Raw genomic sequence first — 13171 nt, 5'->3', positions numbered from 1 at the left:
TTATTTGCTTGAAAAATAAGCTTGTGTACGAAGACGTTGGAGTAGTGGTCGGCTGATGAAGCTAATGGCTACAATTTTGGCAAGATCAGGTATGATAAAGGGAATAACACCGACAGCCAGTGCTTTATCAAAAGGCATTCCAGCTAAGAAGTGGAGACTGAGAATACCACCAACAAAAACAAGTGAATCTCCCAAGAGATTTGCAAAGAAAATACGTAGGACACCACTATTGGTGTGAATGAGATAGGAAGCAAGCCCTGCATAGACAAGGTCGAACCAAAGATAACCAGCGCTTGGTCCAACTAAAACATGAAATCCAGCTCCACCGTTAGCAAATACCGGAAGACCAATAGCTCCAAGTAAGAGATAGAGTCCGACAGAGAGAACAGCTTCCCTTGGTCTAAAAACAGTAGCGATGAGTCCAATAGCAAAGTTTTGCAGAGTGAAAGGAACTGGACCAATCGGCATACTAATTTGGGCCAATACTGCAATAAGAGCCGCTCCAATAGCAGGAATAGCGTAAATGTGTGCTTTTTTCAAAATAGTTAACCTCTTCTATAAATTATAGTAACTATTATACTAAATGAGATATGAATGTCAACCTATTTTAAAATAAAAGGTTACAAATTTGTAACGGTCGATTTAGAGTAAAAAAGAGACCAAGGGGTCTCTCTTTTCTTTTAACGCATGGTCACAAATTCTTCTGAGCCAGTTGGGTGGATAGCGACAGTAGCATCAAAGTCAGCTTTTGTAGCTCCCATCTTGATAGCAACTGCGAAACCTTGAATCATTTCGTCAACGCCATAGCCGATTCCATGAAGGCCAACTACTTTTTCGTCTGCACCAGCTGTTACGAGCTTGAAGCGAGCTTCTTGGCGGTGACTAGTAACGGCAGAATACATAGATGCAAATTTTGAAGTATAGACTTTAACGTTTTCTTGGCCGTACTCTTTGATAGCTTCTTCCTCAGTCAGACCGACTGTTCCGATTGCTGGGTGTGAGAAAACTACAGTCGGAATAGTCGTGTAGTCCATTTTAGCATTGGTTTTACCGTTGAAAAGTCTTTCGGATAGGGTACGACCAGCCTTTATAGCGACAGGAGTTAGTTCCTTTTCACCGGTGACATCTCCAAGAGCGTAGATACCTTCAACGATAGTATTTTGGTATTCATCAACCTGGATAAAGCCGCGTTCATTGAGGGTAACACCAGCTTTTTCGAGTTGAAGTCCTTCAACATTTGGACGGCGACCAGTTGCCCAGATAACTTGACTGGCAGTATGAGAGCTGCCATCTTCGAAATGAATGGTAATACCTTGTTCAGTTTCTTCAAGTTTAGCAGGAACCTTATGGGTGTGGAGGTTTAGTCCTGTATTTTCCATTTCTTGAACTAGACTCTCAACGATATAGCCATCAAATCCACGTAGCGGACGTTCACGACGGACAAATAAATCTGTCTTTACACCAAGTGTATGGAGTACACCAGCTAATTCTACAGCAATGTAACCAGCACCTAGAATAGCTACCGATTCAGGTAACTCTTCCCAGGCGAAGATATCATCTGAGCTACCACCTAGTTCAGCACCAGGAATAGCAGGGATATGAGGATGAGCTCCAGTCGCAATTACAATATGCTTAGCGTGGATCAACTCACCATTAACGCTGACAGTATGAGCATCGACAAACTCGGCACGTCCTTCAATCAAATCAACACCATTACGCTTGAAGCTTCCATCATAAGAAGAACGAGCACGGTCAATATAGGCTTCACGATTCTTACGAAGAGTTGCATAATCAAATTCGTTCCCAGTATTTGTGAATCCATAGTCAGGTCCATATTTGTGGATACTCTCTGCAATTTGAGCTCCATACCACATGATTTTTTTAGGGACACAGCCGAGGTTGACACAAGTTCCACCTAATTTCTTTTCCTCAATAACTGCCGCCTTAGCACCATGTTCACCAGCACGATTTATGGTAGCAATACCCCCGCTACCTCCACCAATGGCAATAATGTCATATTCTCTCATAGAAAGCTCCTTTAGTTGTTTTCTAGTCATATTCTATCTTTTTTTGGGAGTCAATGCAAAAATCTGCTACGCTTAAATTTCTTAAGAAAATGCTTGCAAAAATAAAAAAGAAGTTGTATTATGTAACTAACACAACAATAAAAGATTTGGCAATTATTTTTGGATGGGCAGAAAGCAATTGTCCAATTTTATGACTTGTGCTATAATCTTAATATATGTTTATAAAAGAGGTATGGATATGAAAAAGAAGTCAAAAGCTAAAAAATGGCCCCTATTTACAGCTATAGGAGTTACGTCAGTTCTTGTAGTAGGAGCAGCTGCTGTTCTTCTATTGAGACAACCAAATCAAGCTGCAACACAAGACGAAACTGCAAAAATCGTTCTTGCCAAAGAGGGATCAGTGGCTTCAACAGTTCTCTTATCTGGTACCGTAACAGCTCAAAATGAACAATATGTTTATTATGATGCTAGTAAAGGTGACTTGGATGAGGTTTCGGTCTCTGTCGGAGATAAGGTAAGTGAAGGCCAAGCTCTTGCTAAGTATAGTAGTACAGAAGCTCAGGCTGCCTATGATGCTGCCAGTCGTGCAGTTGCGAAAGCTGACCGTCATATCAATGAATTGAATGAGGCTCGAAATACCGCCACAGCAACACCTGTGCTCCCTCAAGCTGGGGTTGAAGGCGCTACGGACCAAACCCAAGCACAATCTTCTACATCAGCTACAGCTTCTATCGATTCACAAATCAGTGATGCGCGTGATGTTCGTGCAGATGCAGCGGCACAACTTGAAAAAGCCCAGGCACAGTTGGATGCCGCTACAGTTTTGAGTACAGTAGAAGGTACAGTTGTCGAAGTCAATCGTAATGTTTCAAAATCTCCAACAGGAAATAGCCAAGTATTGGTACATATCGTTAGTAACGACAACTTGCAGGTCAAGGGAGAACTTTCTGAGTACAACCTTGCCAATCTATCTGTAGGCCAAGAAGTTACCTTTACTTCAAAGGTTTACCCAGATAAAACTTGGAATGGTAAGATTAGCTATATTTCAAATTATCCAAAGAACAGTAGCGAAGCAAGTAGTAGCTTAGCTGGTTCAAACACAGGTTCTAAATACCCATATACGGTCGATGTAACTAGTGAAATTGGCGATTTGAAACAAGGTTTTTCTGTCAGTGTCGAAGTGAAAAGTATGAGTAAAGCATTGCTTGTTCCTATTACAAGTATCGTCATGGAAGAAGATAAAAACTATGTTTGGATTCTTGATGAAAATCAAAAGGCCAAAAAGGTTGAAGTTGGATTGGGCAATGCAGATGCAGAAAACCAAGAAATCACATCTGGTCTGACAGATGGAGCAAAAGTCATCAGTAATCCGACAGCTTCCTTGCAAGAAGGAAAAGAGGTGAAGACTGATGAAGCAACTAATTAGCCTCAAAAATATCTGCCGTAGTTATCGAAATGGTGATCAAGAGCTTCAAGTTCTCAAAGACATTAACCTTGAAGTTCACGAGGGAGAATTCGTGGCTATCATGGGACCATCTGGTTCTGGTAAGTCCACCCTCATGAATACCATCGGTATGTTGGATACCCCTACAAGTGGTCAGTATTTTCTAGATGGAAAAGAAGTAGCTGGTTTGGGTGAAAAACAATTAGCCAAGGTGCGAAATCAAGAGATTGGCTTTGTCTTTCAGCAATTCTTTCTCTTGTCCAAAATGAATGCTCTCCAGAATGTCGAACTTCCCTTGATTTATGCGGGAGTTTCAGCTTCAAAACGTCGCAAATTAGCAGAAGAGTATCTGGAAAAGGTTGAACTGACTGAGCGTAGCCATCACTTGCCATCGGAGTTGTCTGGGGGGCAGAAACAAAGGGTTGCCATTGCACGAGCTCTTGTCAACAATCCATCTATTATCTTGGCTGATGAGCCAACTGGAGCTCTGGATACCAAAACGGGTAATCAGATCATGCAACTCTTAGTTGAATTGAACAAAGAAGGAAAAACCATCATTATGGTAACGCATGAGCCTGAAATTGCCGCCTATGCCAAGCGTCAGATTGTCATCCGTGACGGTATCATTTCGTCTGACAGTGCTCAAGTAGAAAAGGAGGAAAACTAAGATGCAGAATCTGAAATTTGCCTTTTCATCCATTTTGGCCCACAAGATGCGTTCCTTCCTGACCATGATTGGGATTATCATCGGTGTTTCCTCAGTTGTCGTGATCATGGCCTTGGGTGACTCTATGTCTCGTCAGGTCAATAAAAACATGACCAAGTCTCAAAAAGACATCCATGTCTTTTTCTCACCTACCAAGAGTAAGGACGGTTCCTTTACACAAAGACAATCTGCACTGACCTTGTCTGGCGGTCAAGAAGATTTTGTTGAACCACCAAAACCTCAAGAATCTTGGGTTAAAGAAGCTGCCAAACTAAAAGGTGTGGACAGCTACTATGTAACCAACTCAGCCAATGTGACCTTGACTTATAAGGATAAAAAGGTCGAACACGCTAACATGACGGGTGGGAATGTCACCTATATGGATGCGGTCGAAAATGAAATTATTGCAGGTCGTAGACTTAAAGCACAAGATTATAAAGATTTTGCAAGTGTGATCATTTTAGATGAAGAGCTTGCCAATAGCCTTTTTGGTTCTGCAAAAGAAGCCCTCAACCAAATTGTTGAAGTAAATGAAATCAGTTACCGTGTTATTGGTGTTTACGCAAGTAAGGAAGCCAAGGCAGCCAAAGCATTTGGTGTTGGAGGACTACCAATCACGACCAATATTTCCTTGGCAGCTAATTTTAACACAGACGAGATTTCAAATATTGTCTTCCGTGTTAACGATACGAGCTTGACTCAGACTTTGGGTCCAGAGTTGGCAAGAAGAATGACAGAGATTGCAGGTCTTCAACAAGGGGAATATCAAGTTGCAGATGCGTCTGCTGCCTTCCAAGAAGTTCAACAACTCTTTGGCTTCATAACAACGATTATTAGTGCTATTGCAGGGATTTCCCTCTTTGTTGGTGGTACTGGTGTTATGAACATTATGCTTGTTTCTGTGACAGAGCGTACCCGTGAGATTGGTTTACGGAAAGCACTAGGAGCAACTCGGGGTAATATCCTAGTTCAGTTTTTGATTGAATCCATGATTTTAACCTTATTAGGTGGATTCGTTGGTCTACTGCTTGCTGCAGGGGTGACTATGCTTGCAGGGGTTCTTCTTCAAAACTTGATTGCAGGAATCGAAGTTGGTGTATCCATCCCAATCACTCTCTTTAGTTTAGCTGTCTCAGCTAGTATCGGTATGATATTCGGTGTTCTACCAGCCAACAAAGCCTCTAAGCTTGATCCAATCGAAGCTCTTCGCTATGAATAATTTAAAAGATAAAAAAACGAGATAGACATTTGTCTGTCTTGTTTTTGTATGGATTTCTCTATCGAAAATCACTAAAAATGTGGTATAATGAAGTGTTAGAAAAACAGGTTTCATTAGCCTGGAAAGGAAATATTATGTCTGAAAAGAATTTTTATATTACAACACCGATTTACTATCCATCTGGTAAACTTCATATCGGTTCTGCCTACACAACTATCGCATGTGATGTCCTAGCACGTTACAAACGCCTGATGGGCTACGATGTCTTTTATCTGACTGGTCTTGATGAGCATGGTCAAAAGATTCAACAAAAAGCAGAAGAAGCTGGCATCACGCCTCAAGCCTATGTTGACGGAATGGCAGTTGGAGTTAAAGAACTCTGGAAATTGCTTGATATCTCATACGATAAATTCATCCGTACCACAGATGACTACCATGAAAAAGTAGTAGCACAAGTTTTTGAACGCTTGCTTGCTCAAGATGACATCTACCTAGGTGAATACTCTGGCTGGTATTCAGTATCCGATGAGGAATTCTTTACAGAAAGCCAGCTTGCGGAAGTTTTCCGTGACGAAGCTGGAAATGTGACGGGTGGTATCGCTCCATCAGGTCATGAGGTTGAATGGGTTTCAGAAGAATCTTACTTCCTTCGCCTCAGTAAATACCAAGACCGTTTGGTCGAATTTTTCAAATCACATCCTGAATTTATCACTCCAGATGGTCGTCTGAATGAAATGCTTCGCAACTTCATCGAGCCAGGTTTGGAAGACTTGGCGGTTTCTCGTACAACCTTTACCTGGGGTGTACAAGTCCCATCAAATCCAAAACACGTTGTCTACGTTTGGATGGATGCCCTTCTCAACTATGCGACTGCTCTTGGTTATGGTCAAGACGATCATGCTAATTTTGACAAGTTCTGGAACGGAACAGTCTTCCAAGTGGTCGGAAAAGACATCCTTCGTTTCCACTCCATCTACTGGCCAATCCTTCTTATGATGTTGGATATCAAATTGCCTGATCGTTTGATTGCCCACGGTTGGTTTGTCATGAAAGATGGCAAGATGTCTAAGTCTAAAGGAAATGTCGTTTATCCTGAAATGTTGGTAGAGCGCTATGGCCTCGATCAACTTCGTTACTACCTCATGCGTAGCCTTCCAGTCGGTTCAGATGGCACCTTCACTCCAGAGGACTATGTAGGGCGCATCAACTATGAATTGGCAAACGACCTTGGAAACCTCCTCAACCGTACGGTTTCAATGATTAACAAGTACTTTGATGGTCAAATCCCTGCCTATGTAGAGGGTGTGACAGAATTTGACAATGAACTTGCTCAAGTGGCAGAACAATCAATCGCTGACTACAATACCTACATGGAAGCAGTTGACTATCCACGTGCACTTGAAGCAGTCTGGACTCTTATCTCACGTACCAATAAATACATCGATGAGACAGCTCCATGGGTACTGGCTAAGGACGAAGCGCACCGTGAGCAATTGGCAAGTGTGATGAGCCACTTGGCAGCTAGCCTTCGTGTCGTAGCTCACTTGATTGAGCCATTTATGATGGAAACCAGTCGTGCAGTCTTGACACAACTTGGTCTAGCAGAAGTTTCTAGCCTTGAAAACTTGAGCTTGGCTGATTTCCCTGCAGGTGTGACTGTAGTGGCCAAAGGAACACCAATCTTCCCACGTCTCGATATGGAAGAAGAAATCGCCTATATCAAGGAACAAATGGAAGGCAACAAGCCAACCGTCGAGAAAGAATGGAATCCAGATGAAGTCGAACTCAAACTGAACAAGGAAGAAATTAAGTTTGAAGACTTTGACAAGGTTGAAATACGTGTCGCAGAAGTAAAAGAAGTTTCTAAAGTAGAAGGTTCTGATAAGTTGCTTCAATTCCGCTTGGATGCTGGAGATGGTGAAGATCGTCAAATCCTTTCTGGTATTGCGAAATACTATCCAAACGAACAAGAATTGGTCGGCAAGAAAGTCCAAATCGTTGCCAACCTCAAACCACGTAAAATGATGAAAAAATATGTCAGCCAAGGGATGATTCTCTCAGCTGAACATGATGGCAAATTAACCCTTCTAACAGTTGATCCAGCTGTACCAAACGGAAGTGTGATTGGCTAAGATTTAAAAAGAACCAGTTTAAACTGGTTCTTTTCTTTTGTAAGGTATCAGTTGATAAAAGTGTCATTCTACTTTATAATGAAGAAAAACGGAGGAAATTGCCATGAAATACATTCCATTTGGTCAAGAGAAAAGAGAATTGTCCGAAATTGTGCTCGGTATGATGCGAATCAGTGACAAGTCAGTTAAAGAGGTTGAGGAGTTGGTTGAAACAGCCCTATCTGTAGGAATCAATGCCTTTGACTTGGCAGATATCTACGGTGGTGGATGTTGCGAAGAATTACTAGGTCAAGTGTTATACAATCGTCCTGACCTGCGAGAAAAGATGTGGATCCAGTCCAAGTGTGGCATTCGCATAGAAGAATTTACCTATTTTGATTTTTCAAAAGATTATATTTTAGAATCAGTAGACGGGATTCTAAAAAGATTGCAGGTTGATTATCTAGATAGCTTGCTTCTCCATCGCCCAGATGCCTTGATGGAAGCTGATCAAGTGGCTCAAGCCTTTGAAATTCTACACAAATCAGGCAAAGTTCGAGACTTCGGTGTGTCCAATCAAAATCCTATGATGATGGAATTACTGAAGAAAGAGGTCAAACAACCTTTATCTATCAATCAATTACAACTAAGCGCAGCTTTCACGCCAGGATTTGAATCAGGTTTCCATGTCAATATGGAAGGTGACAAGGCAGCTTTGCGTGATGGTAGCGTCTTTGAATACTGCAAATTAAACGACATGGTTATTCAAGCCTGGTCAGTCTTGCAATTCGGATATTTCAAAGGGAATTTTGTCGGCAATGAGAAGTTCCAACAACTAAACCAAGTCCTAAATCGATTAGCCTTAAAATACGGTGTGAGCCCATCAGCTATTGCTATCGCTTGGGTGTTACGCTATCCAGCTAAGATGCAGGCAGTAGTAGGAACAACTAACCCTAAACATTTGATAGAAGCAAGCCAAGCTAGTAATGTTAACCTAACTCGAAAAGAATGGTATGAGATTTACCTCGCAGCAGGGAATGATTTGCCTTAGAAACTAAAGAAATATTTTATCAAGAGCGAGGTGATACCTCGCTCTTTTTATATTTATTTAAAAATTTATATAATTGTTTGAAGATGCAAATTATTAATGATAGAATAAAATAACAATATAATAAGAAATCTATAAAATTAGGAGCATTTGAAATGAAAAAAATAGTTTTGACTTCTGTTGTTTTACTTTCACTTTTGACATCTGTTGGTTGCTCGAAGCATAAAGATGAGGCGAGAGCGGCTGAGCCTGTTACGACTGAACAGACTACGCAGGATAATAAAAAGCTATACAAAGAAGCTGGTCTACTTACTTTTAAGAACGAAAAGCAGCTAGAACTCGGGGAACTTGATTCTAAATCTCGCGCAACTTATGCTCATATTCAGCTGAAAGATAGTGATGAACCCAAAGATAAGCGAGAAGCGAAATTAAAGTTTAATCCGGTTGGATGGCATAACTATAAATTTTACTTTGGTGATGGTACAAAGGAAGCCTGGTTGATGAATCGTGGGCATTTAGTTGGTTATCAATTTAGTGGACTCAATGATGAAGGTCGCAATCTTGTTCCTATGTCAGCCTGGTTAAATACAGGTGCCTTTACTGGAACGGATGATAAAAATCAAAGTAGCATGCTCTATTATGAAAATGGACTCGATTCATGACTTGCAAACCATCCTAATTATTATCTTGACTATAAGGTAACAGCAGTTTATAAGGATGATGAATTGATTCCGAGACAGATTGTCCTTCAGTACGTAGGGATTGATTCGGATGGGAATTTACTTGAGATTAAATTAGGTAGTAGTAAGGAAAAACTTGTTAAGTATTCCGTGACCCATGTGACTTTAGAGAATGTTTCAGCAAATGCAGAGATAAATTATGCTGACGGTACTGCAAAGAACACAGTCAAATCAGCTGAGGAACGCGCCGCTGAGCAAAAGGCAGCCGAGGAAAAAGCAAAGAAAGAGGCTGAAGAAAAAGAAGCGCAAGAAAAAGCTAAAAAAGAAGCAGAGAAGAAGGCAACAGAAGAAACGACTCAGCAAGAAACTGAAGCACCAGCACCTGCAGAAGAAGAACCACAAAGTAGTAATACAGGTGGTTACTTTAAAGATAGAAAAGGAAGATGGCATCGACCAAATGGGAAATTTGCCTCTAAAAAAGAAATCAGAGAAGCCGGATTACAGTGGTGATTTAGTAAACCTGGAGAAATCATGAAAAATAAATGTCAAAAAGCCGTTGAAAAACGGTTTTTTGTTATAATGAAATTAAGATTTATAGATAACAAAGGAGAGAAACATGACATTTGAAGAAATTTTACCTGGACTAAAGGCTAAGAAGAAATACGTACGTACTGGATGGGGTGGGGCTGAAAACTATGTGCAGCTTTTTGATACCATTGAGCAAAATGGCTTCGCCCTTGAAGTGATACCCTATTTCCTCATCAACGTATCTGGTGAGGGAGAAGGTTTTTCTATGTGGAGTCCAACTCCTTGTGATGTCTTAGCGACGGATTGGGTGGAAGTCCATGACTAAACGTGTATTGATTACAGGTGTTAGCTCAGGGATTGGTCTGGCTCAAGCCCGACTCTTTTTAGAGAAAGGTTATCAGGTTTTTGGAGTGGATCAGGGTGAAAATCCTGATTTACAGGGTGACTTTCACTTTTTACAACGTGATTTAACGCTTGATTTGGAACCAATTTTTGATTGGTGTCCTCAGGTGGATGTTCTCTGTAATACAGCTGGAGTTTTGGATGACTACAAACCTATACTAGAACAAACAGCTCAAGAAATCCAAGAAATTTTTGAAATCAACTATGTGACACCTGTGGAGTTAACTCGCCATTATTTAACACAAATGCTGGAGAATAAAAAAGGGATCATCATCAATATGTGTTCCATTGCTTCAAGTCTAGCAGGCGGGGGTGGTCACGCCTATACCTCGTCCAAACATGCCTTGGCAGGCTTTACCAAGCAGTTGGCTTTAGACTATGCTGAAGCTGGGATTCAGGTCTTTGGCATTGCTCCTGGTGCAGTTAAGACTGGTATGACAGCAGCTGACTTTGAGCCAGGTGGTCTGGCAGACTGGGTAGCAAGTGAAACACCTATCAAACGCTGGATTGAGCCAGAGGAAGTGGCAGAAGTCAGCCTCTTTTTAGCAAGCGGAAAGGCAAGCACCATGCAAGGACAAATCTTGACTATTGATGGTGGCTGGAGCTTGAAGTAGGAGAATCTGATGGAAATCAAAAATCACTTTGGGGTATACGGAGTCTGTCTTCAAGAGGGAAAACTGCTCTGTATTGAAAAAACAAGAGGCCCCTATCAGCATCGTTTTGACCTACCAGGTGGTAGCCAGGAAGTAGGGGAGGGACTGACTGAAACCCTCAAGAGAGAAGTTCTGGAAGAGACGGGTTATATGCTTAGTCAGTATTCAAATCCTAGGATTTATGATGTGCTGGTTCATGAAGAAGGGCAAGACTTCGCAGTACACCATATTATGGCCTTTTATGATATCGTACTCGATTTCGAAGGCTCTCAAAAATTCCTACCTCATGAAGTTCTTGATGGAAGTAATGATTCAGCAAATGCCATTTGGCTTCCTCTTGAGCAGTTGACCGAAGAAAATGCCTCACCCTTAGTATTGAAGGTGAAGGCAGAGTTACTAGGATTTCCAGAATTAGAACTGATAAGCTATAAGAATTGGAAGGTAAAACATGCAAAATCAACTGGCTTTTAGTGGCGAAAGAATTGATGAAAAAGTTTATCCACATTTATTGCACCACGTCGGCTTGATTCGTGGGGAATACTTGCTAAGAGAGCTCAATCAAAACATACTATTACCAAATTGTCAGCAATTTGTGAAAGATTATCTAGACACTATTTGTCATTTGTACTCATATGAAGAAGTTTGGTATCGCTTTTCAGAGTTAACAAATGCAGAAGCAAATAGTCTAGACGGGACTAAAGAGTATTTTGACGAACGCCACCCCTTATTTGGATACAGAGGTATCAGGCGTTTGTTGGCGTGTCCAGATGAATTTCAGGCTGAGGCAAATGTCGTTACAGATGTTTATCAAAATAATCCCAATTTGTCTGTTATTTTTTCTTTTGTTAATGATGCCGACCAATTAAAACGAGCTATTACATTGTTACGTCAGCATGGTTTTACTGGAAAAGTTGGCACAATGATTGAATTGCCTTCAGCTTATTTTGACTTGGACAGGATACTGGAAACTGGCATTTCAAAGATTGTAGTGGGAATGAATGATTTGACTTCATTTATTTTTGCGACTGTAAGAAACAGTCAATGGCATGATATGGAAAGTCCCATTATGTTAGAAATGCTGAGACAGATGCAGGATAAAGCAAGGATGAAAAAGATAGATTTCGCTGTAGCAGGCTATCTGAATCCTTCTTTCATACAAAAAATGAATCAGATGGGGATTGAGTGCATTATCCACTACAGTTCTATTCCGGAGATTTTTAATTTAGATATTGACTATCCAGATCATCTCAAACGTGTAAAAGAAGAAAGTAAAAAAATACAAAGGAGAACTCATGACACCGCAAGAAATGTGGAATGCATACAAGAAAATCAATCCCTCTATCGGTGATGAGATAGACGCCTGGGCTTTTGGAGTAGAGGCAGATCTCTTGGCTGATTTGGTTCTAAGAGGCAAAAAAACAGCAACAGCCTCAGCTTACGATCTCTACGCATTAGAGGACGAACCTCTTCCACAAGAAGGGACCTTTGATATTATTTTAGACAGCCAAGACCAGGCTGTCTGCATTGTCGAAATTACAAAGGTTTCTGTTCAGCCTTTCTATCAAGTGTCAGCCGACCATGCCTACAAGGAAGGTGAAGGCGATAAATCCTTAGCCTACTGGCGTCAGGTTCATGAGGAGTTTTTCACGGAGTGGCTGGAGGAAGCTGGTCTGACTTTCACACCCGAAAGTAAGGTTGTTTTAGAAGAATTTCGCAAGGTTTACCCTCTGTAGCCTGCTATAAGGAAGAAAGTTTTGGGAATCATTGTCCAGGGCTTTTTTCAATCTATCAAGTGAAGTTGTGGATAAAGTATTTCAAAGATGTTTATCTTTTGAATCCCTATTCAGTCACTTCTACATTGGTTGATTATTTTTCTATAAAAAAGAGAGAGCGTTGCTCTCTCTTTTTTATAGAAAATTATCTAATATTATTTAGAAAATTTGCGTTTCATGATTACAGTACCTGACAAGATTACCACCCCTGCCAATACAAGTACTAGGCTTGTAGCTTCACCAGTAAATGGAAGAGTTGGTCCTTCTTCTGTTGTAGTTGAACGACCTGGTTCTGGAGTTGTAGTTGTTCTACCAGCACCATCTCCATCTCCGTTTCCTGGACGACCTGGTTCTTCAGTAGTAGTGGTTGTTGTAGTTGTTGTAGTGCCACCGTCACCACCACCGTTTCCATTATTTGGAACATATGGGTAAGGCGGTGTAGTTGGTTCTGGTGTTGTAGTAGTCGTTGTAGTAGTTGTGTCTTCTGAAGGAGCTACAGTTGTAGTAGTTGTAGTAGTTGTAGTAGTTGTAGGAGCTTCAGTAGACTTAGGAGCCTCAGTAGTTGTAGGAGCCTCAGTAGT

At 41.1% G+C, this 13171-nt stretch carries 13 protein-coding genes and 1 pseudogene; 11 read left to right on the top strand and 3 right to left on the bottom strand.

Annotation, left to right across the window (positions count from 1 at the left end):
* Positions 1-540 (bottom strand): biotin transporter BioY, encoded by a 540-nt coding sequence (locus HMPREF2957_RS03215; protein WP_004253081.1) that lies wholly within the window; start codon positions 538-540, stop codon positions 1-3.
* Positions 541-680: 140 nt separating this feature from the next.
* Entirely contained in the window at positions 681-2027 is a 1347-nt protein-coding gene (gene gor, locus HMPREF2957_RS03210; RefSeq protein WP_070677495.1) for a glutathione-disulfide reductase, read from the bottom strand.
* Positions 2028-2265: 238 nt separating this feature from the next.
* Here gor and HMPREF2957_RS03205 point away from each other — a divergent pair, with 238 nt between their 5' ends.
* The 11 genes and pseudogenes from HMPREF2957_RS03205 (at position 2266) to HMPREF2957_RS03155 (ending at position 12551) form a co-directional block, all read left to right on the top strand.
* Entirely contained in the window at positions 2266-3453 is a 1188-nt protein-coding gene (locus HMPREF2957_RS03205; RefSeq protein WP_070677493.1) for an efflux RND transporter periplasmic adaptor subunit, read from the top strand.
* The gene (locus tag HMPREF2957_RS03200) at positions 3437-4138 is read left to right on the top strand and encodes an ABC transporter ATP-binding protein (RefSeq protein WP_004253086.1); all 702 of its coding nucleotides are present in this window, start codon (positions 3437-3439) and stop codon (positions 4136-4138) included. The genes HMPREF2957_RS03205 and HMPREF2957_RS03200 overlap by 17 nt, the downstream gene beginning before the upstream one ends.
* A gap of 1 nt (position 4139) precedes the next feature.
* Positions 4140-5396: an ABC transporter permease gene (locus HMPREF2957_RS03195; RefSeq protein ID WP_070677491.1), complete on the top strand. Its 1257-nt coding sequence runs from the start codon at positions 4140-4142 to the stop codon at positions 5394-5396.
* A gap of 134 nt (positions 5397-5530) precedes the next feature.
* A complete protein-coding gene (metG, locus tag HMPREF2957_RS03190; RefSeq protein ID WP_070677489.1) occupies positions 5531-7528 on the top strand; it encodes a methionine--tRNA ligase in 1998 nt (665 codons plus the stop codon).
* Between the two features lie 103 nt (positions 7529-7631).
* Positions 7632-8558, top strand: a complete 927-nt coding sequence (locus HMPREF2957_RS03185) for an aldo/keto reductase (protein ID WP_070677487.1) — start codon at positions 7632-7634, stop codon at positions 8556-8558.
* A gap of 152 nt (positions 8559-8710) precedes the next feature.
* Positions 8711-9745: pseudogene (locus HMPREF2957_RS09475) on the top strand (DNA/RNA non-specific endonuclease).
* 106 nt (positions 9746-9851) lie between these two features.
* Positions 9852-10088, top strand: a complete 237-nt coding sequence (locus HMPREF2957_RS03175) for a DUF2829 domain-containing protein (RefSeq protein ID WP_070677485.1) — start codon at positions 9852-9854, stop codon at positions 10086-10088.
* Positions 10081-10779, top strand: a complete 699-nt coding sequence (locus HMPREF2957_RS03170; protein ID WP_070677483.1) for a 3-oxoacyl-ACP reductase — start codon at positions 10081-10083, stop codon at positions 10777-10779. The genes HMPREF2957_RS03175 and HMPREF2957_RS03170 overlap by 8 nt, the downstream gene beginning before the upstream one ends.
* A gap of 9 nt (positions 10780-10788) precedes the next feature.
* On the top strand, positions 10789-11289 hold the full coding sequence (locus tag HMPREF2957_RS03165; protein ID WP_070677481.1) for an NUDIX hydrolase: 501 nt from the start codon (positions 10789-10791) through the stop codon (positions 11287-11289).
* Positions 11267-12166, top strand: a complete 900-nt coding sequence (locus HMPREF2957_RS03160; protein WP_070677479.1) for a putative PEP-binding protein — start codon at positions 11267-11269, stop codon at positions 12164-12166. The genes HMPREF2957_RS03165 and HMPREF2957_RS03160 overlap by 23 nt, the downstream gene beginning before the upstream one ends.
* Entirely contained in the window at positions 12111-12551 is a 441-nt protein-coding gene (locus HMPREF2957_RS03155) for an ASCH domain-containing protein (RefSeq protein ID WP_070677477.1), read from the top strand. The genes HMPREF2957_RS03160 and HMPREF2957_RS03155 overlap by 56 nt, the downstream gene beginning before the upstream one ends.
* Positions 12552-12745: 194 nt before the next feature.
* Here the strand turns inward: HMPREF2957_RS03155 and HMPREF2957_RS03150 are convergent.
* Positions 12746-13171, bottom strand: a 426-nt coding sequence (locus HMPREF2957_RS03150; protein WP_148131973.1) for an LPXTG cell wall anchor domain-containing protein, incomplete at its 5' end; no start/stop codon positions are given.

This window comes from Streptococcus sp. HMSC062D07, assembly GCF_001814215.1.
Taxonomy (GTDB): domain Bacteria; phylum Bacillota; class Bacilli; order Lactobacillales; family Streptococcaceae; genus Streptococcus; species Streptococcus infantis_I.
The sequence above is the reverse complement of the archived record's forward strand: the minus strand, read 5'-3'. Positions and strand labels throughout refer to the sequence as shown.

Excerpts from the sequence above, each read along its gene's own strand:
- HMPREF2957_RS03155 (WP_070677477.1), top strand. The coding sequence starts at position 12,111 with ATGACACCGCAAGAAATGTGGAATGCATACAAGAAAATCAATCCCTCT.
- HMPREF2957_RS03165 (WP_070677481.1), top strand. The coding sequence starts at position 10,789 with ATGGAAATCAAAAATCACTTTGGGGTATACGGAGTCTGTCTTCAAGAG.
- HMPREF2957_RS03175 (WP_070677485.1), top strand. The coding sequence starts at position 9,852 with ATGACATTTGAAGAAATTTTACCTGGACTAAAGGCTAAGAAGAAATAC.
- HMPREF2957_RS03195 (WP_070677491.1), top strand. The coding sequence starts at position 4,140 with ATGCAGAATCTGAAATTTGCCTTTTCATCCATTTTGGCCCACAAGATG.
- metG (WP_070677489.1), top strand. The coding sequence starts at position 5,531 with ATGTCTGAAAAGAATTTTTATATTACAACACCGATTTACTATCCATCT.
- HMPREF2957_RS03170 (WP_070677483.1), top strand. The coding sequence starts at position 10,081 with ATGACTAAACGTGTATTGATTACAGGTGTTAGCTCAGGGATTGGTCTG.
- HMPREF2957_RS03185 (WP_070677487.1), top strand. The coding sequence starts at position 7,632 with ATGAAATACATTCCATTTGGTCAAGAGAAAAGAGAATTGTCCGAAATT.
- gor (WP_070677495.1), bottom strand. The coding sequence starts at position 2,027 with ATGAGAGAATATGACATTATTGCCATTGGTGGAGGTAGCGGGGGTATT.
- HMPREF2957_RS03205 (WP_070677493.1), top strand. The coding sequence starts at position 2,266 with ATGAAAAAGAAGTCAAAAGCTAAAAAATGGCCCCTATTTACAGCTATA.
- HMPREF2957_RS03200 (WP_004253086.1), top strand. The coding sequence starts at position 3,437 with ATGAAGCAACTAATTAGCCTCAAAAATATCTGCCGTAGTTATCGAAAT.
- HMPREF2957_RS03160 (WP_070677479.1), top strand. The coding sequence starts at position 11,267 with ATGCAAAATCAACTGGCTTTTAGTGGCGAAAGAATTGATGAAAAAGTT.